Genomic DNA, 17,529 nt, shown 5'->3' on the forward strand with positions numbered 1-17,529 from the left:
AGCGCCTGCGGCCACAGCCGCTTGAGGTCGCGCAGAAGCTTGATGTCGAGCACGCGGATCACCAGCTCACCTCGGAGGGCTGCTTGCGGCTCGTGTTGCGCTGTTCAGACGCGATGGCGCCATTGGCGAAGTGCACCACCCGGTCGGCAATCGCCGCGATTGCGGCATTGTGGGTGATGACCAGCGTGGTGGCGCCCGTCTCCGCCGAGACCCGGGTGAGCGCCTCCAGCACCTTGATGCCGGTCTTGGAGTCGAGTGCGCCCGTCGGCTCATCGCACAGCAGCACATCCGGCCGCTTGGCAATGGCGCGGGCAATCGCCACGCGCTGCTGCTCGCCGCCGGAAAGCTGGGCGGGGAAATGGTCCATGCGGTCCGACAGCCCGACGAGGGCCAGCGCCTCCTCCGGCTTCATCGGGCGGCGGGCGATCTCGGTCACGAGCTTCACATTCTCGCGCGCCGTCAGGCTCGGCACCAGATTGTAGAACTGGAAGATGAAGCCCACATGGTCGCGGCGGTAGCGGGTCAGCGCCGCCTCGGTCTGGCGGGTCAGCTCATGGTCCCTGAACCAGGCATCGCCGGCGGTGGCCGAGTCGAGGCCGCCAATGATGTTGAGGAAGGTCGACTTTCCCGAGCCCGAGGGGCCGAGGATGACGATGAACTCGCCCGCTGCCGCCGCGAAGTCGACGCCGCGCAGCGCCTGCACCTCCACCTCGCCCGTGCGGTAGGTTTTGCACAGGCCCTTGATGCGGAAGACGGGCGCCTCAGGCTGTTCCATTCCTCTTTCCTAGGCTCCCGCTCCTTCGGGCGACTTGACCCCCGTCAAGCCTCAGACATAGCCGGACAGGCCCGGGATCGAGCCCGCCACGTCCCTCACCAGCTGGGGTCCGGCCCTTTCCTTCGCATAGTCCAGTGTGGTGGCGCCCAGCGCCTTGACCTGGTCCATGGAAAGCCCCGCCGAGGTGAGCTTGGAGATGGCGGCGAGGGGACCCCCCATCATGCCGCCGGCCAGCATGCCCAGAAGCCCGCCGCCGCCGTAGCCCGCCCCGTCGCCGCCCTGGCTGCGCGCCAGCTCGGCCGCACCGGGCATCTTGTCGAAGAATTCCTGAACCTTGTTCTGGTTGCCCTGGGTCTGGATCAGGTTCAGCACGATGCCGAGGGCCTTGGTGGCCTTCTCCTCGGACAAGCCCGTGGTGGTGACGATACGTCCGATCAGTTCCTGCATGTCTCAATCCTGCTCACGCATTGCGCATTGAGCGTCCATATAGCAATAAAGAGCTCACCGAAGCGACCATATCCGGGGAGGCCGCAGAATGTCAGAAGGTACGATCTTCATCGGGCAGAGCGAAAAGCGGGAGGAACTCTACCTCGCGCTGGCCAACCGCCATGGCCTCGTCACCGGCGCCACCGGCACCGGCAAGACGGTGACGCTGCAGATCATGGCCGAGGGCTTCTGCAACGCGGGCGTTCCCGTCTTCGCGGCAGATGTGAAGGGCGACCTTTCCGGCATCTCGATGGAAGGCGAGCCCAAGGATTTCCTGCTCGAGCGCGCCAGGAAGATGGGCTTCGACGATTATGGCTTCGAGGCGATCCCCACGATCTTCTGGGATCTCTTCGGCGAGCACGGCCACCCGATCCGCACGACCATCACCGAGATGGGCCCCTTGATGCTGTCGCGCCTCATGGGCCTGTCGGACGCGCAGGAGGGTGCGCTCAACATTGCCTTCAAGCTCGCCGACAAGGAGGGCCTGGCGCTTCTCGACCTCAAGGACCTGCGCGCCTTGTTGAAGGAGCTGGGCGAGCGCGGCAAGGAGCTCACCACCGAATACGGCAATCTCGCCGCACCCACCATCGGCGCCATCCAGCGCCGCCTCGTGGTGCTGGAGGAGCAGGGCGGCGGCAATTTCTTCGGCGAGCCCGCCCTCGACATCAGGGACTTCATGCGCACCACGCTGAACGGCAAGGGCTACATGAACGTGCTCGCCGCCGACAAGCTGATCAACTCGCCCCAGCTCTATGCCACCTTCCTCTTGTGGATGATGTCCGAACTGTTCGAGAAGATGCCCGAAGTGGGTGACCCCGAGAAGCCGAAGATGGTGTTCTTCTTCGACGAGGCGCATCTCCTGTTCTCCGAAGCGCCTCCCGGGCTCATCCAGAAGATCGAGCAGACGGTGAAGCTCATCCGTTCCAAGGGAATCGGCATCTATTTCGTGACGCAGAACCCGCTGGACGTGCCCGAATCCGTGCTGGCCCAGATGGGCAACCGCGTGCAGCATGCGCTCCGCGCCTATACGCCTCGTGAGCAGAAGGCGGTGGCCACCGCCGCCTCCACCTTCCGTCCCAATCCGGCCTTCAAGACGGAGGAGGCCATCACCCAACTGGGCAAGGGTGAGGCGCTGGTCTCCGTGCTTGATCCCAAGGGCGTTCCCACCATGGTGGAGCGCACCATGATCCGCCCGCCGTCAAGCCGCATGGGCCCGATCACGCCGGAGGAACGCCAGAAGATCGTCAAGAACTCGCCCGTCTATGGCAATTACGAGCAGGCGGAGGACCGCGAGTCCGCCTACGAGATCCTGATGAAGCGCGCCGAACAACGCAGCGCCGCCGCCGAACAGGAAAAAGCTGACAAGGCCGCAGCCCGCAGCACGCCCCAGCGTGAGACGGCCACCGACCGCTTCGTCAAGAACATGGCCTCAACGGCAGGCCGCCAGATCGGCAACATGCTCATCCGCGGCATACTGGGCGGCCTGAAGTGGAAGTAAACCCTCTTCTTCCCTTCTCCCGTCGCAACGCGATGGGAGAAGGTGGCGCGGAGCGACGGATGAGGGCCTCTTTCCGCGAGTGGCACCAGTTGACGCAGCCCTCATCCGCCCTTCGGGCACCTTCTCCCATTGGCTTTGCCAACGGGAGAAGGGAAACCTCACCACGAGTTCCCTTCTCCCGTCGCAACGCGATGGGAGACGGCTCGCGGAGAGAAGCCCTCATCCGCCCTTCGGGCACCTTCTCCCATTGGCTTCGCCAACGGGAGAAGGGAAACTTCTCCACGAGTTCCCTTCTCCCGTCGCAACGCGATGGGAGAAGGTGGCCGTTAGGCCGGATGAGGGCCTCTTTCCGCGAGTGGCACCGGTTGACGCAGCCCTCATCCGCCCTTCGGGCACCTTCTCCCATTGGCTTCGCCAACGGGAGAAGGGAAACTTCGCCACGAGTTCCCTTCTCCCGTCGCAACGCGATGGGAGAAGGTGGCCGACAGGCCGGATGAGGGCCTCTTTCAACCAGCACGGTTCGCGGAGAGAAGCCCTCATCCGCCGCTGACCCGGCGCGGCCGGAGGCGCCGCAGAAGCTCCGGCATGTTTGAATCGAGCGCTGCAGACAGGTCCGCATAGCGGCGGTTGAGCCACAGCCCTGCACCGATCACCGCGAGTCCGATGATGGACAGCGCGAAGGAGAACATGATCATGTCCGTGAAGACGTCGTGGGCGAGGATGCCCATATAGATCGCCACCCCAAACGCCCCGAACACGGCATAGATCCGGCGATCGAGATAGAGTGCCAGGCTGATGAGGGCGAGGTTGGTCAGCAGGTAAAGGAAGCGCTGCAGTTCGGTTGAGTCCGGGCTGGCGCTGAGCCCGCCCCAAAAGGCCGCAGCCCCGAAGATGTGCAGCCAGAAGCCGAGGTCCGGTCCCTGCGGGCGCCGCAGGTCGATGGCCCAGGCAACAGCCATCACGGCAAGGCCGAAGAAGATCGACACGATGCGGCGCGTCTCGAGGTCGCCATAGTCGGTGGGTGACGGCGTGAACCACATGGCGATGTCCATGGACATGAACCACAGCGCGATGCCGGCCACCATGAGCAGCAGCGGCACCTTATAGGCGCGCAATGCGGCGAAAGCGGCCAGCACGGTGCCGGTCTCCATGAACAGCCAGCTGCCGTTCACATAGGGAAAGAAGTCCTGATAATCGCCGGGCCGGCCCTTGGCATAGCGCCAGAGATCGAGCGCATCCTGAATGCCGTAGATCATGAGCGGCACCATTGCCACTGCCGCCGCGATCAGCAAGCCGCCGGGAACGCGCAAATTGCGGGCATGCCACAGGTGGCGGCCGAGCAGGATGAGCCCCGCTGCATAGGCGGCCCCGGTTGCGAACAGGGCCCATCCGCCCATTTTGTTGAAGGCCGCATTGGTGAACAGGCCCATGGCCGCCATGATGATGAGGGCCCCGCCGTACCAGAGCACATGGGTGAGGTCGAAGCGCGCCGCCGGCTGTGCATCGAGGCCTGCTCCGTCCTGCGCCTGCTGTTTCACGAAGTCGAGAATGGACTTGGCCTGAGCCTCGCCGATGAGCCCCGCGGCAACCGCCTTGCGCAGATCCTGTTCAGTGGACATGCCTGCTCCCTGGGATCAAACACGATCGCGAATAACAGCAAGCCTATATGATCTCATCCTCATCCGCCAGCGACGCCGCTTAAGGGTGCCGAGCGGCCTGGCCCTGGCGCGGAAGCAAGACCTCTTCTTCCCTTCTCCCGTCGCAACGCGATGGGAGAAGGTGGCCGATAGGCCGGATGAGGGCCTCTTTCAACCAGCACGGCTCGCGGAGAGAAGCCCTCATCCGCCCTTCGGGCACCTTCTCCCATTGGCTTCGCCAACGGGAGAAGGGAAACTTCGCCACGAGTTCCCTTCTCCCGTCGCAAAGCGATGGGAGAAGGTGGCGCGGAGCGACGGATGAGGGCTTCTTTCCGCGAGTGGCACCGGTTGACGCAGCCCTCATCCGCCCTTCGGGCACCTTCTCCCATTGGCTTCGCCAACGGGAGAAGGGAAACTTCGCCACGAGTTCCCTTCTCCCGTCGCGACGCGATGGGAGAAGGTGGCCGACAGGCCGGATGAGGGCCTCTTTCAACGAGTGGCACCGGTTGACGCAGCCCTCATCCGCCCTTCGGGCACCTTCTCCCATTGGCTTTGCCAACGGGAGAAGGGAACACTCGGTCAGATAATCTCATCCTCATCCGCCAGCGCCGCCGCCTCTTCTCCGTATTCCTTGATGGTGGCAAGCGGCCTGGCCCTGGCGATGTGAAACACGGCGTCGCCGCGGTTGACGATGGGCAGGTTGGTGCGGCCCACGATGATGCCGTCTTCCTCCGCGACGAGCGGCAGCGAGGAGGTGCCCAGCGGATCGGCCACCACGCCCACGACCTCCTGCTTTCCCACCCGGTCGCCGATGCGGCGCGTGGTGTGCAGGATGCCGCTTTCGGGCGCCCTCACCCAGGCGCTGGCATCGGAGAACACCGTGCTCGAGAGCGGCTTTCCTGCCACGGGATCGATCATGCCGAGGTAGGACATCACGCGGAGCGCCCCCCTCACCGCCGCATCGATCGACAGTTCGTCGAAGCGCAGCGCCTCGCCGCCCTCATAGAGCAGAACCTTCACGCCCGCCTCGCCCGCGGTGAGGCGCAGTGATTTTTCCCGCAGCTTCGACAAGAGGATCACCGGCGGCGCGAAAGCCTCCGCCATGGCCAGCAGTTCGGGCTCGTCCGGCGCCAGCCTGATCTGCGGCAGGTTGGTGCGGTGAAGCGCTGCCGTGTGGAAGTCGATCCCAAAGCGGCACTTGAGCACCACCTCGCGGAAGAAGATGTCCGCCACCTGGCTTGCGAGCGAGCCCCTGTCGGAACCGGGGAAGCAGCGGTTCAGGTCGCGCCGGTCCGGCATGTAGCGCGTGTGGTTGAGAAAGCCGAAGCTGTTGACGATGGGCACCGCGAGCAGCGTGCCCTTGAGCCTTGTCAGTGCCGGGTGGTTGAGGATGCGGCGGATGATCTCAACGCCCTGGATCTCGTCGCCATGAATGGCGCCCGAGAGGAAAATCACCGGTCCATGCTGTTCGCCGTGCACCACATGGACGGGCAGGGCGACATGCGTGTGATTGGACAGCACGCTGACGGGCAGGTTCACGGTTGCGCGCTGGCCCGGCTGCACATCCGCCTCGCCCAGAGTGAACACCCTCATCCCTTGCCCTTCGTCCTGGTGCGGCCGGGCTTGGCGTGGCGCTCGATGAAGCGGATGATGGCGAGCGCCACGTCGACGCCCGTCGCTTTCTCGATGCCCTCGAGGCCGGGCGAGGAGTTGACCTCCATCACCACCGGCCCGTGGCTGGAGCGCAGCATGTCGACGCCCGCCACGTTGAGGCCCATGGCGCGTGCCGCCTTCAGCGCTGTTGCTTTCTCCAGCGCCGTCAGCTCGATCATCTGCGCGGTGCCGCCGCGGTGCAGGTTGGAGCGGAAATCGTCCTTGGCGCCCTTGCGCTCCATCGCGGCCAGCAGCGTGCGGCCCACCACGAAGGCGCGGATGTCGCGGCCCTCCGCCTCCTTGATGAATTCCTGCACGAGGATCGACACATCCGCGCCGTGGAACGCCTCGATCACTGACTTTGCCGACTTGTGCGTCTCGCTCAACACCACGCCAATACCTTGCGTGCCTTCGAGCAGCTTGACGACGACGGGTGCGCCTCCCACGATGTTAAGAAGATCATCCGTGCGCTTGGAATCATAGGCAAAGGCGGTGACGGGAAGCCCCACGCCGTCACGCGCCAGCAGCTGCAGCGAGCGCAGCTTGTCGCGCGAGCGGCCGATCGCCACGGATTCATTCACCGGGTAGACGCCCATCATCTCGAACTGGCGCAGCACGGCCATGCCGTAGAATGTGTGGGACGCGCCGATCCGCGGGATCACCGCATCGAAGCCTTCCAGCTTCTCGCCCAGATAGCGCAGCTCCGGCTTCTTCGAGGTGATGTTCATGTAGCACTTGAGATAGTCGATGGGCACCATCTGGTGCCCGCGCTTCTCCGCCGTCTCGATGAGGCGCTGGTGCGAATAGAGCTTGGGGTTGCGGGTGAGCAGGGCGATCTTCATGGCTTTTTGCGCGTCCGCGGCGAGAGGAGGTTGGTTTTCGCCGGGTGAACGAGAAATTGTGCGCCAAGGCTGGCGCGGCCCAGAAGCATGGCAACACCCATGTCGGTGCGGTCCGTCAATGTCACCTCCATGCGCAGGATGAGCTTGCCGATCTTCACCTCCGTCTCGACAACGGCGCGCGTCTCGGTGTGGCCGCTCGAGCTTTTCACCTTGCGCATGCCTTTTAGCGGCAGGCGGCAATGGTGGTGCCGCCGCTTCAGCGGCAGCACGAAGGTCACGTGGTGGTCGTCCTTCTCGATGTGGGTGGCATGCAAGGCCGCCGAACGCGCGCCGGTGTCGATCTTGGCGAAGAAGGTGCCGACACCCAGCTGCGGCAGGCTCACCTTCTCGCGCCAGCCGATGATGACCGGCTGGCCGTCCTGCGTCTGTTTCGGGCGCGTGGTGAGCATGTCGAGGAGTTTAGTCGATCACCGGAACAAGTACATAACCCAATAAAGCCGTCATCCCGGCGAAGGCCGGGATCCAGCTTTGGTTCAGTACACGTGGATAGAGGAAGCTGGATCCCGGCCTTCGCCGGGATGACGGGCTCAAGTGGAGCTAATCCAGCCTGATCGTTTCGGCGATCTCGATGCCGAAGCCGGACAGTCCCACATAGTGCCGGTTGGAGGAGGACACGAGCCGGATCGTGCTGACGTTCAGGTCACGCAGGATCTGGGCGCCCAGCCCCACGTCGCGCCAGCTCTGCTGGCGCTGGGCGGCGCTTGCCGATTTCTCGGCCCCGAACTGCCCGGCCGGCACGCCCGCGGCACCTTCCTGCAGGTAGACGAGAATGCCCGATCCTTCGCGCTTGAAGACCTCGAACACCTTGGTCAGCGTGGTGCGCGTGCCGAACACGTCTTCCAGCACGTTTTCGCGGTGGAGCCTGACCGGCACCTTGCGGCCGGAGGTTATGTCGCCGAAGACCAGGGCCAGCTGTTCCACCTGGTCGAAGGGTGTCACATAGGAATAGCCCTTCGCCTTGCCGATGGCGGTTTCGACGTCGAACTGCGCGGTCTGCTCCACCAGCCGCTCACGGCGCTGGCGGTAGGCGATGAGGTCGGCGACCGAGATGATCTTGAGGCCATGCTCACGCGCGAAGGCGAAGTTCTGGGGGCCGCGCTTGACGGAGCCGTCATCGTTGACGAGTTCGCAGATGGCGCCCACGGGCTTGAGGCCCGCCAGCTTCACAAGGTCGACGGCGGCTTCCGTATGTCCCGAGCGCATCAAGACGCCGCCCGACTTGGCGACGAGCGGGAAGATGTGGCCCGGCCGCACGAAGTCCTCCGCCACGACATTGCCGTTGGCCAGCGCATGGCAGGTCGCCGCGCGCTCCCTGGCGGAGATGCCGGTGGTGAGGCCGTCCTTATAGTCGATGGACACCGTGAAGGCGGTGCCCATCGGCGCATCGTTCACCGCCACCATCGGGTCGAGCTTCAGGCGCCGCGCATCCTCCGCCGTGATCGGCGTGCACACGATGCCGGAGGTGTGGCGCACCATGAAGGCCATCTGCTCGGGCGTGATCTTGGAGGCCGCGGCGATCAGGTCGCCCTCATTCTCCCGGTCGTCGTCGTCGACCACCACCACCATCTGCCCATCGGCAATCGCCTTGATCGCTTCCTCGACGGTGTCGAGCTTCTGTTCATTCGCCATGCTCTGGTCTCCAAAATCGGAAGGGCGCACCTTGTTGGCCGTCACCGCGGCAATCCGGTTCGCAAGATCGAGGGAGGGCTGCGCCCCGCCCACGAGCTGCGAGACACGGCCCTGGGTGATCCCCAGCCGCCGGGCCAGTTCGGACTGCGACGTGCCGCTGTTAATGAGCCACTCGGAAAGCTTCATGAGGTGCTATTAGCAGCGCTAATAGACCGGTGCAAACCCTATTGGCCCCAGGTCCTCTCCAGAACCCGCATCCAGTTCTCCGAGCACAGCTTCCGGGTGAGGTCCTCGCCATAGCCGTGAGCCTTCATGGCGCCTGCCAGCCGCGGCAGCCCGGCGGCGTCGCCGATCTGGGAGGGTATGCGCGCGCCGTCGAAGTCGGAGCCCAGCCCCACATGGTCTTCGCCGGCGAGTTTCATCAGGTGGTCGAGGTGGCGCAGCATGGTGTCGAGGCCGTTTTCGCTCTGCCAGCGGCCATCCGCCCGGAGGAAGCCATTGGCGAAGTTGAGCCCGATCATGCCGCCGGTCTTGCCGATGGTGCGGATCTGCTCATCCGTCAGGTTGCGGGAGGAGGCGCTTAAGGCATGGGCGTTGGAGTGCGTGGCCACGAGCGGCGCGGAGGAGTGCCGCGCAACATCCCAGAAGCCCTTCTCGTTGAGGTGGGAGACGTCGATCATGATCTTCAGCTCGTTGCAGCGCCTGACCAGCGCCTTTCCCGCCTCCGTGAGGCCGGGCCCCGTATCGGGTGAGGAGGGGAAGCGGAAGGGCACGCCCGAGGCGAACACATTGTCCCGGCTCCACACGATGCCCAGCGAGCGCAGCCCCGCCTTGTGCAGCACGTCGAGCGACTTCAGCTCCGCATCGATCGCTTCTGCACCCTCGATGTGGAAGATCGCGGCGATCTTGCCCTCCGCCACCGCGGTGCGGATGTCCGCCACGCTGCGGCACACGCTGAAGCGCCCCTGCGAGGCCTCCTCGATGCGGAACAGCAGAGATGCCATGGCGACCGTGGACGAGAGTGCTGCCAATTGGCCCACGTCATGCGCGGGCGGCGGGTTCATGTCCTCGTCGTCGGCGAATTCCTCATCCTGGGGGCTCGGCACGAAAATGGCGAAGAAGCCGCCGGCGAAGCCGCCCTTGATCATGCGCGGCAGGTCGAGGTGGCCCTCGCCGTCGCCATTGAGGAAAGCCGCCACGGGGTCGCCCGCCTTCTTTCCCCACAGCCTCAGCAGCACATCATTGTGGCCGTCGAATACAGGAACCAAGATCAAGCACCCCTTGCAAAGAAAACGGCCGGGCAAGGGCCCGGCCGCCCATCATTTTGTTTAGCAGCAGATCAGGCCTTGGAGAACATCTCGTCGACGTAGTCCCAGTTCACGAGACTGTCGACGAAGGCCTCGAGGTACTTCGGGCGCAGGTTGCGGTAGTCGATGTAGTAGCTGTGCTCCCACACGTCGCAGCCGAGGATGGGAGAGGCGCCGTGCATCAGCGGGTTCTCGCCATTGGGCGTCTTCATGATGGTGAGCTTGCCATCCTTCACGGCGATCCAGCACCAGCCGGAGCCGAACTGGGTGACGCCGGCCTGGATGAAGTCGGTGCGCATCTTGTCATAGCCGCCGAGGTCGGAATCGATCGCGGCCTGCAGGCGGCCGGGGATTTTCTTGCCGCCGCCATTGGGCTTCATCCAGCTCCAGAAGTGGATGTGGTTATAGTGCTGGCCCACATTGTTGATGAGGGGAGCGTTCTTCTCGGCGAAGGCCGCCTTGCAGATCTCCTCGATGGACTTGTCGGCCAGCGGATTGTCCTTCAGCGCGTTGTTGCCGTTGGTCACATAGGCCATGTGGTGCTTGTCGTGGTGGAACTCGAGGGTTTCCTTCGACATGTAGGGGCCCAGCGCGTCATAGGCATAGGGCAGGGCAGGCAGTTCGAGAGCCATCGTTCGTTCCTCCTTGAAATTGAGTGCCTTATCTAGTCCGTGCTGCTTGAACGTGCAAGGAACCCCGCTAGGATCACCCGAACGAGAGGTGAATTCATGCCAAACCCCAGGATCATCCGTTTCGACCGCAACGCCCGGCTGGAGGCCTGGGAGGATTTCCCGGCAGGAGAGATCGTCTCTGGAACGCCGAAGCAGAACGGCCTCGTGCTGTTTGAGGACAAGCCGCGCGGGCTGTCGGCGGGCGTATGGGAACAGGGCGCGAACGAAAGCCGCTGGATCGATTATCCCGTGAACGAGTTCATGACCGTCCTCGAGGGTGAGGTGGTGATCGTCGAGCAGGACCGCACGGTCTCCGTCAAGGCGGGCGAGAGCTTCATCATCCCCAAGGGCCTGCGCTGCCGCTGGACGCAAGCCGGCCACGTCAGGAAGTTCTTCGTGATCTTCGAGGACGCCTCAGGTGCCAGGAACGCGGGCCCGCTGCGAACCATCAAGGTCGATCCCGGCGTGCCTCTCGCCCCCTCGGCGCCGCCCGCGGCTGAAATGCTCCTGTCGCCCGTGCCCGTCCAGCATACGCATGACCTCTTCACCGATGCGACGGGCCAGCTGAACATCGGTATCTGGGATACCACGGGCTACCATAGGAAGCTCATCAACTTCCCCCGCCATGAGCTGATGTGCCTTCTCGAAGGCAGCGTGGAATTTTGTGACGAGACTGGCGCAGTGCAGCGCTTCACCGCGGGTGACACCTTCTTCGTGCCGATGGGAACGCCCAACAGCTGGAAGTCGGAAGGCTATCTGAAAAAGATCTTCGTCATCTTCCAGCCCGGGGCGTGAGGCGCCCTTCGTCAGCGCGGCATCTTCCGCCTTGGCTTGGGGAGTTGCCAGAGATGGTCGACCAGCTCGTCGACCGTGATGCCTTCTTCCGAATAGGCCTCTCCCGTCACCGCGATGCCGGCTTCCGTTACTGTCTCGGTCCGTCCTGAAACCAGCGGGTGCCACCACTGGAGGTTCTTCCCCTCTTCCAGCAGGCGATAGGCGCAGGTGGCGGGAAGCCAGCCGAGGCTGCCCACATTCTCCGGCGTCAGGGCCACGCAGTCTGGAACCCGGGCGTGGCGGTTGGCGTAGTCGGTGCAACGGCAGCTCTCAAGGTCAAGCAGCTTGCAGGCGGCGCGTGTATAGAGAAAGCGGCCCGTATCCTCGTCCTCGAGCTTGTTGAGGCAGCAGCGGCCGCAGCCGTCGCAGAGCGATTCCCATTCCTCCCGTGTCATCTCCGGCAGGGTCTTGGTCTTCCAGAAAGGTGGGGATTGAGGCATGGCACCACGTTGCAGCGTTAACGCTTATGCCATGGATGCGGGGCGCAAAGTCAAGCTGGCACTGGCGCGGGCGGCCATGGCGCTGTAGCCTCCCTTGACGAGGCGGGCGGCAGGCCCGTTTCCGTCACAATCACGCATTATCTGGCTCGGGCAACGTTGAGCGGTCGGTAGAGTGTCCAAGGTCCCTTCGCACCAGTCGGTTTCCGGAAAGCTGTGGCGTGCCGATGGCGCTGTCAGTGCGGCGGTGTTCGAGACGTGGGATTTCCTCAAGCGCCGCCACTCGGCCTATGCCACCTTCCTTGAGCGTTTCCGCCTCAGGGGCGTCAGGCGCGTCTTCGTTGACCTCCTGGACGATGCGGTGACATTCGGCGTCATCGCCTCCTTCGTGCTGCTTGCCTATGCGCTTCCGCCGTTTTCCGGCACTGGCGATGTGTGGAACCGCGGCCGCGAATATGCCGTGACCTTCACCGATGCGCAGGGTGAGATCATTGGCCGGCGCGGCATCCGGCAGGATGACGCGATCCCGCTTGCCGACATTTCGCCCTACATGATCAAGGCGGTGCTCGCCACCGAGGACGCCCGCTTCTTCGAGCACTTCGGGGTGGACGTGATCGGCACCTTCCGCGCCATCGTGCAGAATGCGCGCGCCAATGATGTCGTGCAGGGCGGCTCCTCGCTCACCCAACAGATGGCGAAGAACCTGTTCCTATCGCCTGAGCGCACCATCCGCCGCAAGGTGCATGAGGCCTTCCTCTCATTGTGGATCGAGGCGCGCCTCACCAAGGAGGAGATCCTCAAGCTCTATCTCGACCGGTCCTACCTCGGCGGCGGCGCCTATGGCATCGAGGCGGCTTCCCAGTTCTATTTCGGCAAGTCGGCGCGTGACCTCAAGCTGCCGGAGGCGGCGATGCTGGCGGGCCTGTTCAAGGCGCCCACCCGTTTCGCGCCCCACAACAACCTTGCCCTGGCGCGCGCACGCGCCAACACGGTGCTCTACCGCATGCTGGATTCGGGCTTCATCACCCAGGGCGAATTGCTCGAGGCGCGGCGTGAGCCCGCGGCAGTGATTGCCCAGTCGATCGCCGACAGCCCCAACTGGTTCCTCGACTGGGCCTACCGCGACACGCTGCGCGTGATCGACGAGAAGGGCCTCGCGGGAGATTTTGTGCTGGAGGTGCAGACCACCATCAACCTGCCGCTGCAGACTGCGGCGCAGAACATCATCAACGAGGAACTGGCGCTGAATGGCGAGCCCTATCACGTAAGCCAGGCAGCCGCCGTGGTGATGGCTCCCGATGGCGCGGTGAAGGCCATCGTCGGCGGCAAGGACTATGAGGCCAGCCAGTTCAACCGCGCCACCGACGCGCTGCGCCAGTCGGGCTCGTCCTTCAAGCCCTTCGTCTACATGGCCGCACTCCTCAAGGGCTATAGCCCGGAGGACAAGGTGGTGGACGGCCCCGTCTCGGTCGGCAACTGGTCTCCGAAGAACTATTCCAACAAGTACAAGGGCCACACCACGCTCTCCGATGCGCTGGCGCATTCCTACAATTCGATCCCGGTGAAATTGATGATCGATATCGGGCGGAGCGCCATCATCGAGACGGCGCACATGGCGGGCATCAAGGGCGAGCTGGAGACCTGGGCTCCCATGGTGCTCGGAACGAGCGCGCTCTCGCTCATGGACCTGACGACGGGCTATATTCCCTTCGCCTCGGGCGGCTTCCCCGCCGAGCCCTATGCCGTGCTCGAGATCAGGCGCTCCAACGGCGATATTCTGTACCAGCGCGATGAGCAGGAGAGGATGCCGCCGCGCCGCGTCTTCCCGGAGGAGAAGGTGGCAGAACTCAACACCATGATGTCCGCCGTGGTGAAGTCCGGCACCGGGCGCCGCGCCGATCTGAGCTTTGCCCCGCAGGGCGGCAAGACGGGCACCAACCAGGGCTACCGTGACGCCTGGTACATCGGCTACACCGGCCACTACGTGACCGGCGTCTGGTACGGCAACGACGATTTCACGCCGATGAAGGAAGTGACGGGCGGCCTCATCCCCGCGCCCACCTGGAAGCGCATCATGGCCGAGGCGGAGCGCGGGCTTCAGCCCATCGGGCTGGCAGGTGTTCCCTATGACGAAACCTATGCCGCCGCTGCAGCGGAACTCCCGGCCGTGCAGGGGCCTCTTGCCAGCGACGAGCGCGACCAGGCGGCCGGAGCCGCCATTGCCGCCGCCGCGCCGGAGGAAGACGTGAACAGCGTGCTCACCGGCATGTTCGATCTCTTCGAGGCTGCACCCTCTGCGGCTGCCATTGCGGCGGCCAAGGCAAGCGCCAGCAAGACGGCCTCGCAGGAAGCGCTGGTGCTGCCAAAGGCCAATGTCGATCAGCCTGAGAATTCCCGCAGGAAGAACCGGATCCTCGAGCAGATCTTCGGCGGCGACGAAGGCAGGGACCAGCCGAAGCGCAAGAAGAAAAAGAAGAAAACCTTGTTCGACAGCATTTTCTGATAGGCAGCATGCGGCGCTTCATCTGGGCAACCTCCTATCTCGCCGGTGGCATCGCGGCGGGGGCAATCAGCGCCTATGTGCTGATCCAGCAGGCTGGCGTCGAGCCAGCCGGCGCCGGAACACCCTGGTACAGCCGCGTCGCGGCCCTGAGGGAGACCGGCGACCACTATGTGCGCGCCCATTACCTGCTGGCGGGCAGGCTTCCGCCCGTTCCGGGGCAATTGATGGAGGCCACGGCAGAGACCGACAGTGATGGCCGCCCGCTGACCGGCGCATGCGTCTACAAGATCGTCTCGACGGGCGATTTGCCCGGCTGGTGGAGCATCAGCGTGATCGGCGGGGCGAGTGCTTACGCCCCGCTGCAATCCACGGCAGGAAGCGACACCGCCATCCGCCAGCCGGATGGCACGGTGGAGATTCTCGTCTACCCCTCGCCGCGGCCCGGCAACTGGCTGAAGTCGCCCACGCGGCGGCGTTTCACCATTCTCTACACAGCGCTGCCGCGCAGCGGGGCAGGGCTGGCGCCGGCCTTTGCCATCCGCCGGGAGGCCTGCCTGTGATGCGCCACCTGTTCTGGATCGCGATTGCGCTGTTCACGGCCGTTACCGCCCATGCCGCCTTCGCGCTTTTCGTTCCCGGCTGGTGGTTCTCGCGGTCGGTGGAGCGCATGGCGGCAGAACACGGCGACAACCGGTTCTTCGTCCTCTCGCCCGAAGAGCAGGCGCAGCTGTTTCCCGGCCTGCCGCGCTTTGGGGTCACCGGGCTCTGCATCTTCGATGTCTCGGCGGGCGATGTCACCTTTTCCGCCAACCTGCCGGACGGCTACTGGGTGACGACCATCTACACAGACAAGGCGGACGCGATCTATTCGGTGAACAACCGCCAGTCGGGCGCCAATACCTTCACGGTCAGCCTGTCGCGCGCGCCGAACCTGATCGAGCAGATCCTCCAGGCCACCGACAAGGAAAGGCCGGAGATTGACAGCGGCTGGACGGTGATGTCGCCCGAAGCCCGCGGCCTAGCCGTGGTGTGGTATCCTACACCCGAAAGCGGCCTGCGCCCCATCGCCGCCCGCGCCGTGGCCCGCTCGAGCTGCGCGGCGGTGAACTGAACCAGCGCCCCTTGGGTTGAATAGCTGACCTGATAAGGCCTTCAGCGCCCCTTTCGGTGAAGGCTGCTTCTGGCCTTGGGAAGCGTGTCTTTGTCCTCCGGCATGCGTTCAATCCGGATTCCGGTAAAGAACACCACTTCGCCCGGACCGTCTCCTGCTTCCCGCAGGGTTCGGGTGCGAATCTGGTCCCTCGGGAATTCGATCACGGTCTGTCCGGCACGGATTGTCATGGCGCTGGCTCTCGGCTTGCGGGAAATCACCTCCGCGCCGACCACTAAAGTCGCCTATGGTTAATGCTTTGCTAACGCGCTGCCCGGAGCCCCGCGGTGCCCCCGCGGTCCTCGACCTCGACGATCCAGAGATCGGGGTCAGCGCGGCTGCGGCGCTCCAGAATGGCCATTGCTTCGGAAAGCCCCTGTGGCGGCACGGCCTCCGCCACCCAAAGCCGTTCGCCCGCCTCGTCGTGGGACGCGCCAGGTGCGGGGCCGAACAGGTGGCAGGTGCCATCGAGGTGGTTGACGATCACGAAGACGGCGCCTGCTTCCTCCGCACCCTTGCGCACCACGGCGCCGAACAGGCCCTCGACCATGCAGCGCCGCAGGAAGGCGCTGACCCAGATGGCGGATTTGAGCCGCATCGATTGATCGCGGCTCAGGGCGCGGCCAGTTCGGACTGGCCGCTCATCTTGGCGAGTTCCGTCATCAGCGCGTCGCTGATCTCGCCAGTCTCGGCCATGTTGCGGTCGCGCTCGAAGGCCTTGATGGCGTTGCGCGTCTCGCTGTTGAGTTCACCGGTGATGGCGCCTGGGCTGTAGGCGAGTTCCGCAAGGCCGGTCTGCACCCGGCGGACGGTGGCGCGCTGCTCCGCATCGGGGGAGGCCGCGATGGTGCCGGTGAACAGCGAGGCTTCCGCCACCTCGCGGGTGAAGCGGATGTGATCGGCGAGCTCGGCGCTGGGCCGTCCGTCGGGCTCGAGGCCCACGGCCTGCTGGTAGTCGGTGATCGCCTGCCGCGTCTTGCGCCCGATCACGCCGTCGACCACGCCCTTGTAGTAACCGGCCGCCGCAAGCTCGCGCTGCACCGTCTCGACGACGGGGTCATGCCTGAGCTGGATGGTGCGGGCGCCCGCATCGGGCGAATCGACCTTCATGTCGGCGGCATCGGTGCCGGATTCGAGGGCTGCCTGCACGTTGCGCCCATTGTCCGGCTGGCCGAACAGCGCATTGATGGCGATCGCGGCCGACATCAGCGCCGTGAGGCTCCAGGCGGCAAGCGGCAGCAGCTTCCGCCTCAGGCCCACGTTCCGCACCCTCTCTCGCATTCAGCCGATCCGAACCCAACCTGAGCCGGGGAGAAGACCATCTCCCGGGCGGTTCCACCATGTGTCAAGCTTGCACCGGTTGCGGTTAACGGCTCCTTTCCGGCGGGGCCTGGCTGGCCCGCCCTGAACCGCCTCCGCCTGTCGCTTTGCGTACCGAAGCCGATGTTAACGCAAAATAATCCACATCCCTTCAGCGGCGTTCAACCCCCGCGCTGCTAGAGCATGAACGCCAAAAGTGGAAACCACTTTTGCGAAAGGATCATGCTCAAGCCATTGAACTTGCGCGAGTTCTTTTCGACCAGGTGATTCCACCTGGTCGGAACACGCGCGAGAGCATGATCCGCAAAAGTGGAAACCACTTGTGCGAAAGGATCATGCTCAAGCCATTGAACTTGAGCGAGTTCTTTTCGACCAGGTGATTCCACCTGGTCGGAACGCGCGCTAGGCCGGTCCGGGGAGTGCTTGCGAATGCGATATCTGGGGACATTGATGCTGCTGGCCAGCGTGGGCATGCTGCTGGCTCCGAGCCTGTGGGAAGGACGGCTGGCTCTGGCGCCGTCCGGACCGGCCGCGGTGACGGGTGAGGCTGGCCCGCTGACAGATACCGGCACCTCAACGCTGAAGGACGGCGATTTCCTCCCCCCATGGCGCGGCCCCGCGGGCCGCGGCGAGAAAGACGGTTGAGCTTCACAGGTCCCGGGCCTATCTGGACAGCGCTGATGCCCAGAACCGGAGCCCGACCTTGAACGCCATTGCCGCGCTGCTC

19 protein-coding genes are annotated in these 17,529 nt (G+C 64.6%); 6 read left to right on the forward strand and 13 right to left on the reverse strand.

Annotated elements, in window-relative coordinates; all coding sequences use genetic code 11:
• Nucleotides 1-58 precede the first annotated feature (58 nt).
• Both ACILRA_RS08085 and ACILRA_RS08090 read right to left on the reverse strand, forming a co-directional pair.
• On the reverse strand, nt 59-775 hold the full coding sequence (locus tag ACILRA_RS08085; RefSeq protein ID WP_395661589.1) for an ABC transporter ATP-binding protein: 717 nt from the start codon (nt 773-775) through the stop codon (nt 59-61).
• A gap of 51 nt (nt 776-826) precedes the next feature.
• Nucleotides 827-1,222: a DUF2267 domain-containing protein gene (locus tag ACILRA_RS08090; RefSeq protein ID WP_395661590.1), complete on the reverse strand. Its 396-nt coding sequence runs from the start codon at nt 1,220-1,222 to the stop codon at nt 827-829.
• Nucleotides 1,223-1,310: 88 nt separating this feature from the next.
• Between ACILRA_RS08090 and ACILRA_RS08095 the strand changes: the two genes are divergently transcribed.
• Nucleotides 1,311-2,759 carry a helicase HerA-like domain-containing protein gene (locus ACILRA_RS08095; RefSeq protein ID WP_395661591.1) on the forward strand — a complete coding sequence of 483 codons (1,449 nt, stop codon included), beginning with the start codon at nt 1,311-1,313 and terminating at the stop codon, nt 2,757-2,759.
• Nucleotides 2,760-3,295: 536 nt separating this feature from the next.
• On the opposite strand, the gene ACILRA_RS08100 is transcribed toward ACILRA_RS08095, so the two are convergent.
• From ACILRA_RS08100 to ACILRA_RS08130, 7 genes are all read right to left on the reverse strand, one after another.
• Nucleotides 3,296-4,378 (reverse strand): hypothetical protein, encoded by a 1,083-nt coding sequence (locus tag ACILRA_RS08100; RefSeq protein ID WP_395661592.1) that lies wholly within the window; start codon nt 4,376-4,378, stop codon nt 3,296-3,298.
• A 597-nt stretch (nt 4,379-4,975) separates the two neighbouring features.
• Nucleotides 4,976-5,989 carry a succinylglutamate desuccinylase/aspartoacylase family protein gene (locus ACILRA_RS08105; protein ID WP_395661593.1) on the reverse strand — a complete coding sequence of 338 codons (1,014 nt, stop codon included), beginning with the start codon at nt 5,987-5,989 and terminating at the stop codon, nt 4,976-4,978.
• Nucleotides 5,986-6,891, reverse strand: a complete 906-nt coding sequence (gene rimK, locus ACILRA_RS08110) for a 30S ribosomal protein S6--L-glutamate ligase (RefSeq protein ID WP_395661594.1) — start codon at nt 6,889-6,891, stop codon at nt 5,986-5,988. The genes ACILRA_RS08105 and rimK overlap by 4 nt, the downstream gene beginning before the upstream one ends.
• Nucleotides 6,888-7,340: an ATP-dependent zinc protease gene (locus tag ACILRA_RS08115; RefSeq protein WP_395661595.1), complete on the reverse strand. Its 453-nt coding sequence runs from the start codon at nt 7,338-7,340 to the stop codon at nt 6,888-6,890. The genes rimK and ACILRA_RS08115 overlap by 4 nt, the downstream gene beginning before the upstream one ends.
• A gap of 148 nt (nt 7,341-7,488) precedes the next feature.
• Nucleotides 7,489-8,766, reverse strand: coding sequence for a 3,4-dihydroxy-2-butanone-4-phosphate synthase (gene ribB, locus ACILRA_RS08120; protein ID WP_395661596.1), 1,278 nt, complete (start codon nt 8,764-8,766; stop codon nt 7,489-7,491).
• A 38-nt stretch (nt 8,767-8,804) separates the two neighbouring features.
• Nucleotides 8,805-9,848, reverse strand: coding sequence for a dipeptidase (locus ACILRA_RS08125; protein ID WP_395661597.1), 1,044 nt, complete (start codon nt 9,846-9,848; stop codon nt 8,805-8,807).
• 71 nt (nt 9,849-9,919) lie between these two features.
• Nucleotides 9,920-10,519, reverse strand: a complete 600-nt coding sequence (locus ACILRA_RS08130; protein WP_395661598.1) for a superoxide dismutase — start codon at nt 10,517-10,519, stop codon at nt 9,920-9,922.
• A 96-nt stretch (nt 10,520-10,615) separates the two neighbouring features.
• Between ACILRA_RS08130 and ACILRA_RS08135 the strand changes: the two genes are divergently transcribed.
• Nucleotides 10,616-11,353, forward strand: coding sequence for a cupin domain-containing protein (locus ACILRA_RS08135; RefSeq protein WP_395661599.1), 738 nt, complete (start codon nt 10,616-10,618; stop codon nt 11,351-11,353).
• An 11-nt stretch (nt 11,354-11,364) separates the two neighbouring features.
• Here ACILRA_RS08135 and ACILRA_RS08140 read toward each other — a convergent pair whose 3' ends face one another.
• On the reverse strand, nt 11,365-11,832 hold the full coding sequence (locus ACILRA_RS08140) for a YcgN family cysteine cluster protein (protein WP_395661600.1): 468 nt from the start codon (nt 11,830-11,832) through the stop codon (nt 11,365-11,367).
• A 172-nt stretch (nt 11,833-12,004) separates the two neighbouring features.
• Between ACILRA_RS08140 and ACILRA_RS08145 the strand changes: the two genes are divergently transcribed.
• The 3 genes from ACILRA_RS08145 to ACILRA_RS08155 are packed head-to-tail and all read left to right on the forward strand — an operon-like array spanning nt 12,005 to nt 15,443.
• Nucleotides 12,005-14,332 carry a transglycosylase domain-containing protein gene (locus tag ACILRA_RS08145; RefSeq protein WP_395661601.1) on the forward strand — a complete coding sequence of 776 codons (2,328 nt, stop codon included), beginning with the start codon at nt 12,005-12,007 and terminating at the stop codon, nt 14,330-14,332.
• Between the two features lie 8 nt (nt 14,333-14,340).
• On the forward strand, nt 14,341-14,892 hold the full coding sequence (locus ACILRA_RS08150; RefSeq protein WP_395661602.1) for a DUF1214 domain-containing protein: 552 nt from the start codon (nt 14,341-14,343) through the stop codon (nt 14,890-14,892).
• Complete coding sequence (locus tag ACILRA_RS08155; RefSeq protein WP_395661603.1) at nt 14,892-15,443, forward strand: hypothetical protein; 552 nt, start codon at nt 14,892-14,894, stop codon at nt 15,441-15,443. The genes ACILRA_RS08150 and ACILRA_RS08155 overlap by 1 nt, the downstream gene beginning before the upstream one ends.
• Nucleotides 15,444-15,484: 41 nt before the next feature.
• On the opposite strand, the gene ACILRA_RS08160 is transcribed toward ACILRA_RS08155, so the two are convergent.
• The 3 genes from ACILRA_RS08160 to ACILRA_RS08170 all read right to left on the reverse strand — a co-directional run bounded on the left by ACILRA_RS08160 (nt 15,485) and on the right by ACILRA_RS08170 (nt 16,763).
• A complete protein-coding gene (locus tag ACILRA_RS08160) occupies nt 15,485-15,673 on the reverse strand; it encodes a hypothetical protein (protein ID WP_395661604.1) in 189 nt (62 codons plus the stop codon).
• A 71-nt stretch (nt 15,674-15,744) separates the two neighbouring features.
• Complete coding sequence (locus ACILRA_RS08165) at nt 15,745-16,080, reverse strand: DUF1491 family protein (protein WP_395661605.1); 336 nt, start codon at nt 16,078-16,080, stop codon at nt 15,745-15,747.
• Nucleotides 16,081-16,094: 14 nt separating this feature from the next.
• A complete protein-coding gene (locus ACILRA_RS08170) occupies nt 16,095-16,763 on the reverse strand; it encodes a peptidoglycan-binding protein (RefSeq protein ID WP_395661606.1) in 669 nt (222 codons plus the stop codon).
• A gap of 468 nt (nt 16,764-17,231) precedes the next feature.
• On the opposite strand from ACILRA_RS08170, the gene ACILRA_RS08175 reads away from it, so the two are divergent.
• Nucleotides 17,232-17,447 carry a hypothetical protein gene (locus ACILRA_RS08175; RefSeq protein WP_395661607.1) on the forward strand — a complete coding sequence of 72 codons (216 nt, stop codon included), beginning with the start codon at nt 17,232-17,234 and terminating at the stop codon, nt 17,445-17,447.
• The last annotated feature ends 82 nt before the right edge of the window (nt 17,448-17,529 follow it).

The sequence above is a fragment of the Aestuariivirga sp. genome, from assembly GCF_044239095.1.
Lineage (GTDB): Bacteria > Pseudomonadota > Alphaproteobacteria > Rhizobiales > Aestuariivirgaceae > Aestuariivirga.